This is a genomic window from Neobacillus rhizophilus, assembly GCF_018343535.1.
Lineage (GTDB): Bacteria > Bacillota > Bacilli > Bacillales > Cytobacillaceae > Neobacillus > Neobacillus rhizophilus.
In genome coordinates, this window is the sequence record NZ_JAGYPF010000002.1 from 295,534 (window position 1) to 311,809 (window position 16,276).

At 44.2% G+C, this 16,276-nt stretch carries 13 protein-coding genes, 1 pseudogene and 1 riboswitch; of the genes and pseudogenes, 9 read left to right on the forward strand and 5 right to left on the reverse strand.

The window, feature by feature from the left end:
- The first annotated feature begins 9 nt into the window (after positions 1 to 9).
- From KHA99_RS09390 to KHA99_RS09400, 3 genes are all read left to right on the forward strand, one after another.
- Positions 10 to 195: a hypothetical protein gene (locus tag KHA99_RS09390; RefSeq protein WP_213118011.1), complete on the forward strand. Its 186-nt coding sequence runs from the start codon at positions 10 to 12 to the stop codon at positions 193 to 195.
- A 340-nt stretch (positions 196 to 535) separates the two neighbouring features.
- A complete protein-coding gene (locus KHA99_RS09395; RefSeq protein WP_213117193.1) occupies positions 536 to 1,711 on the forward strand; it encodes a DUF4062 domain-containing protein in 1,176 nt (391 codons plus the stop codon).
- On the forward strand, positions 1,711 to 1,887 hold the full coding sequence (locus KHA99_RS09400; protein WP_213117194.1) for a hypothetical protein: 177 nt from the start codon (positions 1,711 to 1,713) through the stop codon (positions 1,885 to 1,887). The genes KHA99_RS09395 and KHA99_RS09400 overlap by 1 nt, the downstream gene beginning before the upstream one ends.
- A 162-nt stretch (positions 1,888 to 2,049) precedes the next feature.
- On the opposite strand, the gene KHA99_RS09405 is transcribed toward KHA99_RS09400, so the two are convergent.
- Positions 2,050 to 2,361, reverse strand: coding sequence for a hypothetical protein (locus KHA99_RS09405; RefSeq protein WP_213117195.1), 312 nt, complete (start codon positions 2,359 to 2,361; stop codon positions 2,050 to 2,052).
- A gap of 321 nt (positions 2,362 to 2,682) precedes the next feature.
- Between KHA99_RS09405 and KHA99_RS09410 the strand changes: the two genes are divergently transcribed.
- The gene (locus KHA99_RS09410) at positions 2,683 to 3,129 is read left to right on the forward strand and encodes a hypothetical protein (RefSeq protein WP_213117196.1); all 447 of its coding nucleotides are present in this window, start codon (positions 2,683 to 2,685) and stop codon (positions 3,127 to 3,129) included.
- Between the two features lie 1,354 nt (positions 3,130 to 4,483).
- Entirely contained in the window at positions 4,484 to 5,587 is a 1,104-nt protein-coding gene (locus tag KHA99_RS09415; RefSeq protein WP_213117197.1) for a 3D domain-containing protein, read from the forward strand.
- 76 nt (positions 5,588 to 5,663) lie between these two features.
- On the opposite strand, the gene KHA99_RS09420 is transcribed toward KHA99_RS09415, so the two are convergent.
- Positions 5,664 to 6,497 (reverse strand): bifunctional 5,10-methylenetetrahydrofolate dehydrogenase/5,10-methenyltetrahydrofolate cyclohydrolase, encoded by an 834-nt coding sequence (locus KHA99_RS09420; RefSeq protein WP_213117198.1) that lies wholly within the window; start codon positions 6,495 to 6,497, stop codon positions 5,664 to 5,666.
- 51 nt (positions 6,498 to 6,548) lie between these two features.
- A riboswitch (ZMP/ZTP riboswitch) is annotated at positions 6,549 to 6,634 on the reverse strand.
- A gap of 143 nt (positions 6,635 to 6,777) precedes the next feature.
- On the opposite strand from KHA99_RS09420, the gene KHA99_RS09425 reads away from it, so the two are divergent.
- From KHA99_RS09425 to KHA99_RS30725, 3 genes and pseudogenes are all read left to right on the forward strand, one after another.
- Positions 6,778 to 6,963, forward strand: a complete 186-nt coding sequence (locus KHA99_RS09425; RefSeq protein ID WP_213117199.1) for a hypothetical protein — start codon at positions 6,778 to 6,780, stop codon at positions 6,961 to 6,963.
- A 252-nt stretch (positions 6,964 to 7,215) separates the two neighbouring features.
- On the forward strand, positions 7,216 to 7,938 hold the full coding sequence (locus tag KHA99_RS31330; RefSeq protein WP_213117200.1) for an alpha-helical endospore appendage domain-containing protein: 723 nt from the start codon (positions 7,216 to 7,218) through the stop codon (positions 7,936 to 7,938).
- A gap of 295 nt (positions 7,939 to 8,233) precedes the next feature.
- Positions 8,234 to 8,329: pseudogene (locus KHA99_RS30725) on the forward strand (DUF4352 domain-containing protein); the annotation flags it as partial.
- A 93-nt stretch (positions 8,330 to 8,422) separates the two neighbouring features.
- Here KHA99_RS30725 and KHA99_RS09435 read toward each other — a convergent pair.
- A complete protein-coding gene (locus KHA99_RS09435; protein WP_213117201.1) occupies positions 8,423 to 11,596 on the reverse strand; it encodes a DEAD/DEAH box helicase in 3,174 nt (1,057 codons plus the stop codon).
- A gap of 412 nt (positions 11,597 to 12,008) precedes the next feature.
- Positions 12,009 to 13,625, reverse strand: coding sequence for an SWIM zinc finger family protein (locus tag KHA99_RS09440; protein ID WP_213117202.1), 1,617 nt, complete (start codon positions 13,623 to 13,625; stop codon positions 12,009 to 12,011).
- 355 nt (positions 13,626 to 13,980) lie between these two features.
- On the opposite strand from KHA99_RS09440, the gene KHA99_RS09445 reads away from it, so the two are divergent.
- Complete coding sequence (locus KHA99_RS09445; RefSeq protein ID WP_213117203.1) at positions 13,981 to 14,508, forward strand: hypothetical protein; 528 nt, start codon at positions 13,981 to 13,983, stop codon at positions 14,506 to 14,508.
- A gap of 437 nt (positions 14,509 to 14,945) precedes the next feature.
- On the opposite strand, the gene KHA99_RS09450 is transcribed toward KHA99_RS09445, so the two are convergent.
- Positions 14,946 to 16,205 (reverse strand): C40 family peptidase, encoded by a 1,260-nt coding sequence (locus KHA99_RS09450; RefSeq protein WP_213117204.1) that lies wholly within the window; start codon positions 16,203 to 16,205, stop codon positions 14,946 to 14,948.
- Positions 16,206 to 16,276 lie beyond the last annotated feature (71 nt).

Sequence of the window (16,276 nt, forward strand, 5' to 3'; positions counted from 1 at the left end):
AGCTCAACCTTGGGTGCTCATGAAGAAGAATACGTCCACAACCTCGAGCAGTTACTCGAAACGTTAATCAAAATGGTTGGAAAGGCCAATCAAAAGGTCGACAGCCTGCAGTTGCGGGTCAGCCAGTTGGAATGGCTGATCAAGGAACAGCAGCAGGAAAAAAGGGAGCGCAGCCCGATTCGGATTTACTCGTAGGTGGGCCTATTTTGGCGACCTTGGATTGGCGGAGATTTTGGTAAAAGTAAATGCAGGCAGCGGCGCCTCTGCCTGTTTTCTCGGAAAGCCTGTCGTTCGCGATTCTCAACTAATTTCCCCGAACTGCCCCCGTTGAAAAAGAGAATCAAACATCTCTCCTGAACCAGCCTCATTTTTGGAATTCCGGCAGCGTTTTTGCCGGGATTTTTTTGTAAGAATATATGATTGAACATTCTCCTACGTTGCTCTGCTTATCCATTAATAATTTTATTAATCTGTTATAGGAATTCTCATGTTACTGTCGAAATAAATAATTTAGCAATTGATATTGGAGGAAAATATGTCTAATCCTTTAAAAATATTCATAAGTTCTGTGGGACAAGATAGTTTAAGTCCTCTTAGAAACCAGTTATTTGATGAATTAAAAGGGATGGCTCATCATCCAGTTATGTATGAAAGAAACATAGGTCCTTGGCCACGAGCCCAGTCTGTACAGCGTTGTTTAGAAGCTGTTTCAGAAAGTGATATCTTCATCCTGCTTATTTCAAATAAGGGAGGCAGTTACTATCAGGAATATGGGGCGACCGTAACACACCTGGAATTTTTAAGAGCAAATAATGAAAATAAAACTGTTATTCCATTTATAGAACGGAGTGTATCTGATTTATATTGGAGAATGAACAGCCAATTTGAAGAAAAAATACAACAATATATTGAGGTGAATGGACAACATCCTGATTCTTATAGTGAGATTGCTGAAGAAATATGGAAAGGTCATTCATCATACCCTAGTAATAGCCATATTGATTCTTATGTCTTTGGATTCATACACGATTTAGTAACTAAAGGTAATTATTTTGAACCGCTTAATCTCGGCATTGCGCCCTTAGAAAAAATTAAAGAATACTTAAGTGACTTATTCCGACAAGCTAGAACGCTATTAGCGATTGAGCCGATTATTCACCAGCATATTCAGAATGCTTCATTACATCAAAAACATACGGAATTTTCTTTTAAGCTGTTAGATTTTATTAAAGAGGGGCAAATAACAAACTGTAGGCTTTTCCTTGCTCATATTCAAGCATTAATGGATGGTGGGGATATTCTTTATAAAAAAGGTACAGTCTTTGAAAAGAATATAGGTTATTTTGAACCTTGCTGTGGAATTACGATGTACAAAATTTTTCCTGACTCTCAGGAACTAATTTTACTTGAGGCAACAGGAATAGCAGGTGATGACAACAGGAGCTACTCTTTAGCAGATAACACTTCATTTGTGGTGCAAACCTATTTAGATTCCTTGGAAAATAAATTATTTTATCAGCCAGAAAAACAATTATTATATTTTACGATTAAGGCTTCTAAGTATATACTGTGCTTACATTACCCGGTTTCTGATGATTTTACAGAAGAAATCATGGAACGGTTTCAAAAAGATGTGTTTGATGCTATACTTAATTCAGAATCACAGTTATATCGTGGGTTTGTCACTAAATTGTTAGGAGGATTAGACTAATGAGCGAAAATCAAATTCGATTTGAAAAAGAAAAAGTTATTCTTATAGCCTCCGGTACTGTTGACGAAAGTAAAAGGTACTTTGAACAACAGAACAGACAATTCAAACAAAACACACGAATTATTATGGACACAATTACAAGCTTAAATAAAAGTAAAAAGCGTGGCTTAATTTGATATTATTTTTATAAAAAGCCTCCATCTTTAGAGGTTTTTTTAACGTTCAGTTTAGGATTGGTATAAAAACCCACAATTTGGCCATACTAATAGCAAAACCCCCTGTTTTTTAAAAAGAAGCCGCTGATCTCGTGTCAGCGGCTTCTTCGATTTTTCCTATCACTAAATCTTATCCCTATGCCGTTTATTTGCTCTAACGAGGCTTGCGATCATATCCGCATAAAACGCCCGGCGCTTGGGTGCCATTAAGTGTAGCTCCACCAGGGCCTTCTTTAACTCAGGTTCTTTTTGAAGCAACTCATAAATAATCGCCAAATCGGGATTCTCCAGGGTTTTCTTAGCGAGAAAGCCCGGCTCCGCCTGTGGGAAATCGCCCTGATTCAACTCCCCGAGCAAATAATCCTTGTCTAGTTTAAAAATTTCCGCAAACTGCAGCAATGTTTGATAAGTGGGTACGCTGCGACCGTTTCTCAAATCGGCTGATCGTCGAGCAATGTAGATTCATCATGCTGGCCAGCGTGTCCTAGGACCAGTTTTGCCGATCACGAAGCTTCTTCAATTTTTCCGCTAGAGACATCCTTTTCACCGCCATCAAAAAAACAAATCCTGCCTCTACGATAACGGGAAAAAATGGCCCATAGTCTAAATGTGCGTATCCTTCACAGTGAGTGATGTGACAAGAGTGCACGGTGATTAAAAAAATGTGATTTTCCCAATTTTGCTGAAAAGGAATATTTAAATTATTGTCGAATAATATGAAGTGATGTAGATATATGTCAAATCTGGAGGTTTTTCATGGAAAAAACTTTTTTAGTAATAGTGGGTGAACAAATTAGCAGCAAGGAATGGCGATTAAAAAGAAAACCTAATTTTATTGACGTATTCATACTTTCACGTCAGTTATCTTACACAACTATGAACCCCTCATACCAATATATCCCCATTGAAAACGGTGGGAAAATGCCCATTAATTTCTGTGATCAAGACTTCCAAATAATATACAACGAAAATAAAATAGAGATTCTAATAGGTGAAGATGAAATCCTAGAGGAGGAAATCTATGAGATTCTGAGTCACTTTGTTCTGGTTGAAGGAACCAAAGTGACAGCCCTTCGACATTTCCCTTTCGAAAAAACAAGTTTATTAATAAGGAAAAAACGGCGTACTGCGTCGGCGGAAAAGAAACTTAAAGATACTAGTGATTGTTTTAAACTACAAGGAGGAATACTTCGAAAATTGTAGTTTATAGCGGGAACCACCTTAAAAGGGCAAAAGATGGCGAGTACTTGGCCAAGTCTTTTGCCTTTTCTTTTTTGGGGGTGGATCTCCCTGAAAAAACAGTTTGGAAAGTAAATCAGATTTTTTGGTAAGTATTTGGCCATAAAGTGGAAGAAAAATGATGAAAGTGGAAAGTATTTAGCCCCATTTGGAAAGTAAACTCACCAAATCGGAAGGTATATCCAAATAAATGGTAATCACCCCGAAAAGGTCATCGAAAAATACCTGAGCCAGGCTGGACGCCTGGCTTTTTAGGGAGGGATTCCCTCTGAAAATCAAGTTTGGAAAGTAAATCAGGTTTTTTGGAAAGTATTTGGCCATAAAGTGGTAGAAAAATGATGAAAGTGGAAAGTATTTAGCCCCATTTGGAAAGTAAACTCACCAAATCGGAAAGTATATCCAAATAAATGGTAATCACCCCAAAAAGATCATCGAAAAATACCTGAGCCAGGCTGGACGCCTGGCTTTTTAGGGAGGGATTCCCTCTGAAAATCAAGTTGGAAAGTAAATCAGATTTTTTGGAAAGTATTTGGCCATAAAGTGGAAGAAAAATGATGAAAGTGGAAAGTATTTTGCCCCATTTGGAAAGTAAACTCACCAAATCGGAAAGTATATCCAAATAAATGGTAATCACCCCAAAAAGGTCATCGAAAAATACCTGAGCCAGGCTGGACGCCTGGTTTTTTAGGGAGGGATTCCCTCTGAAAATCAAGTTGGAAAGTAAATCAGATTTTTTGGAAAGTATTTGGCCATAAAGTGGTAGAAAAATGATGAAAGTGGAAAGTATTTAGCCCCATTTGGAAAGTAAACTCACCAAATCGGAAAGTATATCCAAATAAATGGTAATCACCCCAAAAAGGTCATTGAAAAAATACCTGAGCCAGGCTGGACGCCTGGCTTTTTAGGTAGTTGGGGTACGCTTGAGATGGGGGTCCGGCGTGTAAAATCTAGATTGAGGCGAGTAAATCATGAAATTCAGCGAGTAAAAGTCAAAAGTTGGCGAGTAAATCCTAATTTTTAACGAGTAATCTCACGAAATCGACGAGTAAATTTTAAAAAAGGTAAATTTCAACCCCAATACAGGACTTTCGCCTCAACAGAAGTGTCCACCGCACACGGACAAATGTCCACGTACGGTGCCCGACACCTTTACCTACAATTTTCCAATAAATACCCAATTTTTTGATTTATGACACTTTTTTGCCATAAAACAGCTATTTTTATCATGAATAAGTCGATTTGTGATATTCTTTTAATATTTTTGTAACATAACTGGCAAGTTTGTCTGTTATAAATAGTATAACGAGGAGGGGAGTATATGCAATCGACGATCAAGCGTATTTTACTAGTAGTACTTGCAATCGCTACATACGCATCAGGCGGCACCATGGTTACATATGCACAAACAAGCAGTGAAGCACTTCGCAATGCTCAACAGCAGCTCCAGGAAAAACAGCAAATTGTGAATCAGCAAAAACAAGAACAGCAAGCTGTTAATCAAGAAATACAAGGAATTCAGAAAGAACTAGATTCAATATATGCATATATTACAAAGAACCAAGAAGAAATGGCCCAAACTCAGGCCAAAATCGACGAAGTGAACAAGCTGATTGAACAAAAGAAAGAAGAGATTGTCGCGCTGGAGGATAAAATTCTCGGCCGTAAAGACATCATGAAAAAGCGGGCCGTGGCCATGCAGCAAAGTGACAATTTCAATATCGTCATGAACGTATTCTTAGAATCTGACAGCATCTCCGATTTCATTAAGCGTGCAAGCGCAGTCTCGACATTGATGGATGCTGACAAAGATATTTTGAACGCCCAAAAGGCAGACCTTCAGAAAATTGAAGACGATAAAAAGGAAATCGATAAGCAGGAACAGGTTTTAGAGGAGCAGAAAACCGTCCTTGCCAACAAGCAATCCGAACTAGATCAAAACCTGCAAAAGCGTCAGGAAGTCCTAACGGCCATGCAGGATAAATATAATCAAATTACGCAACAATTGGCTCTAGCCGAGCAGGACAAAGCAAAAGTTCAGTCACAAATGGCCGGCATTCAAGCGGCAATTGCTCAGCAGCAGGCAAGCGCACGCGCAGCTTCCGCACCAGCGCAGGATACCTCTAGCGCTAGTCTTAGCGGCAAGGAAATGTACGTTACCGCAACCGCTTACAGCCATGAAGATTCAGGCTCGATAACGAAATTGGGCTACAACATCGAGGCCAATCCAAATATGAAATTGATTGCAGTCGATCCGTCTGTTATCCCGCTTGGTTCACGTGTATGGGTCGAAGGCTATGGCGAAGCGATTGCTGGAGACACTGGCGGCGCTATCAAAGGCCACCGTATCGACGTTCTCAAACCAAACAGTGCAGAAGCAAGAGTCTGGGGCAGAAAAACCGTCAAGCTAATTATTTTAAATTAATTTTTGAAAAATAAATTTCTTGTAATCAAGAGACCCGGTACTGGAGCGTGCCGGGTCTTTTGATGTGTGTTGTCACTTACAGTTTCTCTGCGGAATCAACCGTATGTTTCAACAAGGTCGCAATGGTAATTGGACCAATACCCCCTGGAACAGGAGTGATGGCACTTGCCGCTTCGTAACATGTGTCATAATCAATATCCCCAACATTGCCTTTATTGTAACCTGCATCTAATACAACGGAACCCTGCTTTAACCAGCTTCCCTGAATAAATTTAGGCAGTCCAACCGCTGCCACAACAATATCAGCATGTTTTAAGATTTCAGGTAAATTGGCTGTTTTTGAATGGCAAGTCGTTACGGTCGCGTTTGCATTAAGGAGTAATGCAGAAACAGGTTTCCCTAAAATAGGGCTTCTCCCCACTACGACAGCATGTTTACCCTCAATGGGAATCTGGTAGTAGTCTAGCATTTTCATAATTGCTGCTGGTGTACAGGAAGGATATTGTCCAAACCCTAATGCAGTCTGTCCGAACCCTGTACTTGTGACACCGTCCACATCTTTTCGAATATCTATGGCTTCAAAAGCGGCACGTTCATCAATTTGCGAAGGAACGGGATGCTGCAAAAGAATACCGTGAACCGAGGGATCGTTATTTAATTCTTTAATCGTTTCTATCAGCTCCAATGTCCCTGTTTCTTCAGGCAAATGAACACGAATAGATTCTATGCCCAGTCTTTTGCAAGCATTTCCTTTCATTCTTACATAGGTCTCTGAAGCGGGATTATCACCAACTAAAATCGTTGCGAGGCATGGGGTTATACCTTTATTTTTTAATAGATCAATACGTGATTTCAAGCCTTCTTTAATTTCTTGTGCAACGACATTTCCATCCAAAATGATTTTTTCCATTACAAGCCCTCCTGAAAAAATGTAATAAAAAAGAGATAAGGAAATAATCCTTATCTCTGCCCAGACGACCCGACACTATATAAAACACAGCTTCCCTGTGGTCATTTCCACAAATGTCGTCAGTAACTGTGTCCATTTCCTTGTTATAAGTAAAAGATAACATATAAGCTTTAAATGTCAATAAAGTTCTGATTTTCCCAAAACCCAAAATCTTCAAATGATATTGTCCTATTGTTTTTAGTAATCTGTTTAATGATAGTAGAAATGGGAGAGAACTCATTTGGAAATAGAGAGAAAGAAATATATAAAATGGTCGTTTAAAATAATTTTGATTTTAATGGGTTTCCTTTTTATAAAAGTGTTTGAAGCATTCATATTGGAACGAATTATTCATTGGATTTGGAATAAACCATTTGTAAGAATGGAAGAATCCATTGACATTTTTGTTACGATATTGGCGGCTTAGGAAGGAAGAACAGTCATTATCATGTATAAGGGCTGTTTTTCTTTTCAAAATTTTAGTATGTTTAGTTCTCCTTAGATTTTGCTATGCTTCTAACTTCATCAACAGTAAGTCCAGTACGTTTAGCAAAAGGAGATCGGGCATTGGGCCGATGAAGATATAAGAATTTTATCCATTAGGGACAATAGTACAGTCTCAATAAAAAAAATCGAGTAGAATGTCAAGGACTTATAATTTTTAAGGAGTTGAAGAGTAGTGTCTTTACCTGGCATACCGAATATAACGCCTACCATTTCGCTTAGTGTGGGGCAAACTGTTCCATTGTTACTGGCTTCCGTTGCTCTTGAGGAGTTGGCTCTTGCTCACGTTTTGAATGCAGAAGCTGAAAAACTTCAACTTGTTCTTGGTACACTAACCCCAACAAGAACTACATTTTCACCTGCAACCGTTTCGTTGTCTAATCTTCTTGATATTGATGCTAGTGTTCAAAGGACCCTTCGTGACGTCATCAAGAAAGAAATGCTGTTGGAGTTCAAGTTTGAAAATATCCTAGATTTAATCCCAACTATCACCACAACTCCAGGGGGAGGGGGGGTTGGTACCCTGACAATGATGAAAACTGCAGCGCCAAATCCTGTGTCGGTAGGGCAACTGCTTACCTACACCATTGTGGTGTCAAATACGGGAACCGCACCCCTAACCAATTTACTGATATCCGAGCCGATACCAGCAGGTACCAACCTTGTGTCAACGAATGCCCCAGCAGGATTTACGACTACTGAAACACCAGCCGGAAACCCAACATTGGTAACCTTTACAACACCTTCACTTGCTCCGTTAAGTTCTGCCACTATAACGGTTGTAATAAGGGTGCTAGGTTCTGCAGGACCTACTGTTACAAATATCGCCACTGCGATTGCAGATGGAGTAGCTCCTGTAACTGCAACAACTACTGTAACAGTGCAGAGGGGGGGGTAACTCCTGTACTGGATCAACTACTACAACGGTATGGTGACCACCTACATTTAGCGAAGGGAAGCAGGCAGAATATTTGAACTATAGGTGATGTTTTCCTTATCTCTTTATTTTTAATTTCAATAAATAAGCTAAAAGGGACAAGTGACACTTAGATGGGGACTGCTGCGGCAGTCCTTTTTTTTGCTCTAACGGGGCAGGTTAAGTAAAGAGAGAACCATTTTTTCTCCCAAAAATTGAGTTGTCTTTGTTATTCGCTCATAATGTTAAAATGTAAACAAATAGTTTATGGAGTGAGGAAATTGTTTTTGATGTCCCTGCTGACGCAAAAGGTTTTGTCCTTAAAGCTCGAGGAGGATTTACAGAAAAAGAAATTACACTTAAAGTGGAATAGGAGTACTTACAGAAACGAAATAAAAAAACAGCGGCCTCTATAGCCGCTGTCCTCCATGGGTGGACAAATGTCCACGCGCGGTGCCTGTCACCATTATCCAAGATGAACCAAATCCCTTAATTCATCCGTCGAAAGCTCCGTAATCCAGTTCTCACTCTGGATAATCTGGTCATTCAAAAACTGCTTCTTCTCCAACATGGCGTCGATTTTTTCCTCGAGCGTGCCGGTACAAATTAGTTTGTGCACATGCACGAAGCGGGATTGGCCAATCCGATAGGCCCGGTCGGTCGCTTGGTTTTCAACGGCCGGGTTCCACCAGCGGTCGTAGTGGATGACGTGGTTCGCCGCAGTCAAGTTTAACCCGGTTCCGCCCGCCTTCAACGACAGCAGGAACACAGGGAACTCCCCGTTCTGGAACCGCTCAATCATCGTATCACGCTGCGTCTTCGGCACACTTCCGTTTAAAAAAGGTACCTCGATGCCAAATTTCTTCTTCAGCGTACTCCGAATCATTTCGCCCATTTCAATATATTGGGTGAAAATCAGACAACTTTCTCCCTGGTCCAAAACCGCATCAATCAGTTCGACAAGCTTCTCCAATTTGTTGGAACGTTCAAGAAGCTCCCGGCCTGCTGATTTTTCCTTCAAGTAGAGGGCAGGGTGGTTGCACAGCTGCTTCAAGCGACTCAGCATTTGCAGCACTAACCCCTTGCGTTCAAAGCCGGTCAATTTTTCAATCTGCTCAAACGTATCGTGTATGAGCTGCTCATAAAGCGACGCCTGCTCAGCCGTAAGCGGGATGTATTCCTTCTGCTCCAGCTTATCAGGGAGGTTCAGCGCGACTTCCTCATCCTTTTTCGTCCGCCGCAACAGGAACGGACGAATCAAAGACTGCAGCTGCTGGATTTTATCTTTCTTTTCATCCTTTTCAATCGGGATGATGTACCGTTTCTGGAACTGGCCTAAGCTTCCAAGGTAGCCGTGATTGGTAAAATCAAAAATCGACCACAGCTCGGACAGGCGGTTTTCCATCGGCGTCCCGGTCAGGGCTACATGATGCCGGCCGCGCAATCTACGAACCGCTTTGGATTGCTTCGTTTGGGCATTCTTAATGTTCTGCGCCTCATCGATGGCAATCGTGCTCCACTGAACGGATTCGAATTCTTCGGAATCCAGATGGCTGATCCCGTAGGAGGTTAGCACCACATCTACATCCCGTGTTTTTTCAGAAAATGCTGCCTCTTTTAGGCGGTTCGAGCCGTAGTGGAGGTATACCTCCATCTCCGGGGCGAATCGCTCAAGTTCTTTCTGCCAGTTTCCGAGTACAGACGTAGGGCAGATGATTAACGCTGCGTTCGTCGGTACCTTGGCAGGAGCAGCAACCTCTTTTTTCCTCCGGCGCGGTTTTGCATCCGCAGGTGCAATAGGCAGGGAGGAGGGGGTGGTTTCCGTTTCCACAGTGGAAACAATGTCAACTTCGCCATCCTTGCCAACAGCCGAATCCATGCTTTCCATGGTAGAAACGTTTTTACCATCTCCGCCATCGTTGCCTGGTGCCAAAGTCTGATTATCAAAAGTATCAGCCACGACCGGCGCCTCCACAACCGGAACCTCCTTCATAACGTCCCCAGCTTCATCCTTCACCTTCAACAAATAAGAAATCAACTGAATTGTCTTCCCAAGCCCCATATCATCGGCTAACACAGCGCCAAACCCGTACTGCCGTAAAAACCACAGCCAGCTCATCCCTAGCTGCTGATAAGGCCTCAATTCACCGTTCAAGCCCTCAGGCACATCCACGAGCGGAATTTCATTCGTCTCCGACAGTTGCTTCACCATCTGCTTCCACTGCCGGTTCAGCTCAATCTGAATCTTCGCGAACGCCTTCGGATTTTCTAGTTCCTCTTCGCTGCCCTCACCAGACTCCACAAGCTCTTGCTCAATCAAATCCCGAACCTGCAGGCCCTCTTTTTCGGCACGTTTCATCAAATCCTGAATTTGTCGAATGAACTGCGGGTCGAGCTTCACCCAACGGCCGCGAATATAGACGAGCCGCCGCTTTTCTTCAACAAGCTGATGGAACTCATCTTCGGACAAATCGACACCATTCATCGAAAAACGCCAGTTGAAGTCGAGCATTGCATCCAGCCCAACAAACGACGGCCGGTGGCTTGACGTTCCCTTAAGAGACGCCTTCACACGCAGATTGGCATTTTTCATCGCTTGCCACCAGGAAGGGAGGAGGATTTCGACATCCAGCGCCAGCAGCGTCTCGCTCGCATCCGTTAAAAACATCCACGCTTCTTCCTCGGTGAGCTCCGTTTTTAAGGCCGCTGGTTCACCATCGACATCCGATTCACCATCACCCAGCCACGGAAACAGCCGCACCCAGCGGAACTGCTCACGGTCAACCTTATCCAAAAAAGGCCGCCACTTCGCCGGAATTCGCTTCACATCCTCGACATCGACAAGCTCATCGACATTTTTCTTCCCGCGCAAAAATACATCCAGGCTCCAGTCGCCTTCGCCGTCTTCAGGCTCATCCAGCCGCAAGCCAATCGTAAACGGCGCTTCACTCTCCTTGATTCCGACCCACTCGAGCCAGCTTTCCTCATCAAAGTAACGCGCCAGCTCCAAGCCCGACAGCTTTTGTTTCTTCAATAAATCAAGCTTCGGTCCAAACAGCTCCTTCGCTGCATTATTCCTAGTCAAAAAAGAATCCAGCGCACTGTTATACAAATCGGAAATATAGTTGAGAGCGGTGTGGGCCGGTGCATCCATTGCTTCCTCGCCAGCATCCGGCTCAGATGATGCACGAGAACCGTCCCCATGCACCATTTGCTCCCAAAACTCGGGATGAAATTCATCTTTGACCCGCTCTGGCAGTTTCCAGCGAAATTCACCGTCCGGGCCCCATACTGAAAAGTCCGGGTGCCAGTCTTTTTCGACAATGCCCTCGTACATGGAGTTGGCGGCCGCCAAGCAAATCTCGGACTCTTCATTCCAGTCCCATTCAATAAAGCGGTTGAACGACTCCTTGGCAAAAAGCGACACAAGCTGCCAGCCGTTCACCACCACTCCTTCGACACCATCCACGGTCATCTCATCCAGTACCGTCCCGAAAAAACTCTCCTCGTGGCTGCTAAAGACAAGATTCTTCCACCTCGAAGGAATCAAAACCCGGCCGCGCTCATCCTGGGCAGTCAGCAGAAACCGATCATCACCTAATTTAGTTGTCAGCAATTTCAAAAACCTGGTTTTAAGCATGGAAAACGTGCTCCTTTATATGAGGACCCCTTTAGAAGGCGGCCCTCTAATACCTTTTTTCTTTAAAAAAGGTATTTTAAAAATAAATGTATGTAAGTTAATCTATAATTGCCTGCAAAAAAGCCTTATATGTTACCTGTTTTCAGCAAAAAAGTTCTTCGTCCGCAAAAAACTACATTCTATTGGCGGATTTTCACATTCTATTGGCGAATTGACGAGTTCTATTGGCGAATTTAGGCCTTCTATTGGCGAATTTTCATGTTCTATTAGCGAATTGGAATCATCTGCTTTCGCCCATCCTCAAATTCGCATAAAGTCTAAGGCACCGCTCCCGACAACAAATCAAGAGTCCAAAACCCCAAACTGTCCACCCACTCGAACAAATGTCCACGAACGGTGCCTGATACCAGCCCTATATCAACTTACTCCTCTGACACTCCTCATGAAAAGCCCGCAACCGTTTCGTTCGTTCCAATAAACCCTCAATAAAATACTCCCAGTCATCAACGCGTTTCAGTTTCTTATATAACGTCCGCAGCTTCTTCAAGTGCCGCACCGCCGCCCTATAGCTCCCGCGGTTTTTCTGGTCGATCTCCTTCTGCGCCGTCTGATGCAGCATCCCCAGCAGTACCTCGGGCCGCTCCTTCTCAACGACCTTCACCCGGTCCTTCGGCAAATCATAAAAATCCAGCCCGACAAATGCCTGGAGCTCGCCCCAGCGGTCATAATCGCCGCGCTCAAACAACAAATACTCATAATCTGCAAAGCTGTAGGGGAGTGACACCAATAAAGCCCGCTCATACAAATCTAGCCTTCCGTTCTCCGAGCAATACGGGGCGATGGAGCGCATCACACTCCGCACAAACGCAGAGCAGCTCTGATAGGACTCAAGCCCATCCAAATACTCCTTCAACCTGCCCAAAAACATCTCAATCACAGGCTCCACGCGGCGCCAAAGCTTCGCACCTGTAAAATAATCAATCCAGTACACCATATAAGGTACAAACCGAACATCCGGCACACCGCCAGCAAGCTTCAACGCCAGATCATCATTCCCAAGCAGGAAATATAAATGAATCATGGCAGCCGAAAAAGGCAGGGGATTCTCCGATTCCTCAAGCGCCTTCAGCCGTGCGCCAATCCTTATAGCTTCCTCCTGCCGCCACTCCTTCTTCCGAAATAGCTCCGTCCACAGCATTCGGTGCATATAAACCCGCTCAATATCATACCCAGCCGCACTAGTTAGCACAGCATGAGACTCATCCCGCAGCCGCTCAATAAACTCATCAAACGCAAATGGCATCGTCTGCACGACCAACCGTTCCACAAAATCCGCCGAATCCTCCAGCAAATTTTCAAAACAATGTCCATAAGCTTTCCGTACAACATGTTCCTCAAAACCAAGCTCTTCGCTCAACACCAAAAGCTTTCGAAACGACACGACCGACGCGACCAGCTCATACAGCAGGCGCCACTCCTTCTCCACCGGCGCACTCGCCCCGACCCGCTTCATATGAATCCCAAACAGCTCTGAGACCACATACGGGTTCGTATGTTTTTTAGAGGCAACCAACGCATCAAAACTCGACTCAAACGACTGCACCCAGCGGTCATAGTCCGGCTTCATAAGCCCAGCCGCCTTCACCAAATCCTTCGCAGCCTGCAGACCCCAGCTCGCCACCGACTTCGTCTCCCGTACCGGCTCTCGCCATTCCGCAAGCCAATCCGAAACACTCGCTTCCTTTGAGTACGCTGCAAAAAACACTGCTAACTGATGCCGGCACAGCTCCTCACCAGGGCACGAACAATCACTCATCCCCAAAAACTCCGGGTCCAACCGCACCTTTGCTGGCGATACGTCCTGCACCACTGCCGTATACTCTCCGTTCTCAAAGCGAAGCTGCGTCACCAGACCCTGCCGGTACAGCATCATCCCCTTCTGAACTAGCCGCGCATCATCCGCCACATTCGCATTCAGCAAATCTTTTAACTCATCCGCAAGCCCCTGTAACACCTCGTTCACAGGCATCGCTCCCTTTACCCAAAAAATCCATATTCCTCTATTATACCCAAAAATCCGCAACACGAGGAGCAAATGCTCAATGCTCTTAGAAAAACGGTGTCATTTCCCCAAAAAAGGGTGTCAGTCGCTCCCACAAAAGTGTAAGGCACTTGGCCATAGACTTTGTCCACGTGGGGAGGACAATCAATAATCACGCCTCTAATGGCGGTACTCCACAAACCATTCTCTTTACACCTTAGGTACTACTTCCTAAGTAGTAGAAAGTTGCATGTCAAAATTCCCAAAATTTGTGAGATTAGCAGGAGATTTCCACTTACGCGCTGAAATTATATAAATATACTTCTTATGGGAGGAAGACCTAATGAGAACTACCCACCAATATAGATCCCCTTATGCAGCGATGTTGTGGTCGACGGTGCTGCCGGGGTTCGGCCAATTTTACAACCGCGATTATATAATGGGATTTACGTTACTGATATTGGAATTCGTCATCAATGTGAAATCGAAATTAAATCTTGCCATAATCTTCTCGTTTGATGGGAACCTGCCGGAGGCCAAGCCACCTATCGATTACAGCTGGGGATTGTTTTATCCATCACTTTATGGTTTCGCCATTTGGCACGCCTACAACACGGCCAAGACGAATAATCAGAAACTTGAAGGAAATGTGGAGAACAGGACCTATCTGTCAGGATTTTTCCTCGGAATCGTCCTCGGGATGGATTTTGGCCTGTTCTGGCATGACGGCCCCATATTGAAAAATTTGTCGCTTTTCGACGCTCCAGTGTTTAACGGAATCTTCTTCGGCCTGGTGATGGGATTAATTGGGCAACTTTTGGAAAACAATGTATATCGAAAAAACAAAAAGAAGAAGATGCGAGCAACTTAATATGGAAAATGACCAGAGCCAGGCTGCCCGCCTGGCTTTTTAGCTGTGGAAAAATAGGTCAGGTGAGTGAAATACAAATTTCAGCGAGTAAATCCTGAAATTAGGCGAGTAAAAAACAAAATCTGGCGAGTAAATCCGATAAATAGACGAATAAACCCGATAAAGTGACGAGTAAATCCCAAAAATGGTAATTAAATAGGAGGAGCGTGTAGAATATGGTTCCAAATCGTTTAAAGTTAGTGGGGGAGACTTCTCGGAATTACCTATTTTTGGATATACTTTCCCTCTTTATAAAAATACTTTCCAAAATAGACAATTTACTTCCCGCATCCAACAAAATATTTTCCAAGTTTAATAGTTTACTTTCCAAAAACCCAAACTTACTTCCAAGCAAAAAAACCAGCCCCATAACAAACAGGGCTGGCTTGCAAACTAGTTTAATAGAGCCGCTTAAACGCAGCAAAGTGCGACGCATAATACGTGCTTTTTAAATTGGAAATCGTCACGCCGGTGCCGTCGTTAGCGTGGATGAACTGGTCGTTGCCCAGGTAGATCCCGATGTGGGAGATACCTTGTTTATAGGTGTTTTGGAAAAAGACCAGATCGCCAACCTTAGGCTGGTCGACATAATACGAGCGGTCATAGTAGCCGGCAGCGGAAGTGCGGCCGATTTTGTAGCCGGCTTGGTTGGCCACGTAATAGATGAAGCCGCTGCAGTCGAAGCCGGACGGCGTGCTGCCGCCCCAGGCATACGGGATGCCCATTAAGCTTTTACCCACGGAAATCATCTGCGTGCCCAAATCACCAGCTGGCGCCGGTACCGAAGTCTGGCCTGGCACCTTTAGCGTCTGGCCGGCATAAATCATATCATAAGTTAAATTGTTCAGCGCTTTCAGATCCTGAACAGTGATGTTAAATTTAGCAGCTATGGCACCAAGTGTATCACCGCTTTTGATCACATAATCGGAAACGTCCGATGCCGCTGGAGGCGGAGTCGCCGGCGCTGGTGCCGCGGGAACGGCTGGAGCTGATGGCTGTGCCGCATCACTCTGCCCAGGGACCTTCAGCGTTTGTCCGGCATAAATCATATCAGAACTTAACCCGTTCAAAGACTTTAATTGCGACACGGTAGTCCCGAATTTTAGCGCAATTTTGCTCAGGCTGTCGCCTGGGGCAATCGTATAATCCTGCGTCGCAGCCGCACTAGGGGCAGGAGCGGGAGTCGAAGGAGCAGGCGGCGGTACAACCACCACAGGCCCAGGAGCCGGTGCACCCCCAGCGTTAGGGTTTGATACCTTCAATACCTGTCCTGGAAAAATCAACGTGCCGCTAAGGCTGTTCCACTGTTGAAGCTCGCCGACCGTCACGCTGAAGCGGTTGGCAATCTTAATTAGGGCGTCACCCTTCACAACTGTATAAGTAGCAGTAGCCGCTGGCTGCACAGATGGAGAAGGTGCAGGAGCAGGAGCTGCACTAGCCCCAGGACCCGGAATCTGCAATGTTTGTCCAGCATAAATGAGATCAGAACTTAACCCGTTTAACGACTTAATATCATTTATAGTCGTTTTATATGTATTGGCGATTTTCGATAAGGTGTCGCCTTTTTGAACCTTATATGTATCCGCATGGGCCGCTCCCGCATAGGCGATGGAGAGAAGGGCGGTTGTCGACAGAGCCCGAACGACGGTTTTACTCACGTAGCAGTCACCTCTTTTTCTTCTATTTTTCTATGTATTTTACCATAGATTGCTAATTTTTTGTTCGAAAG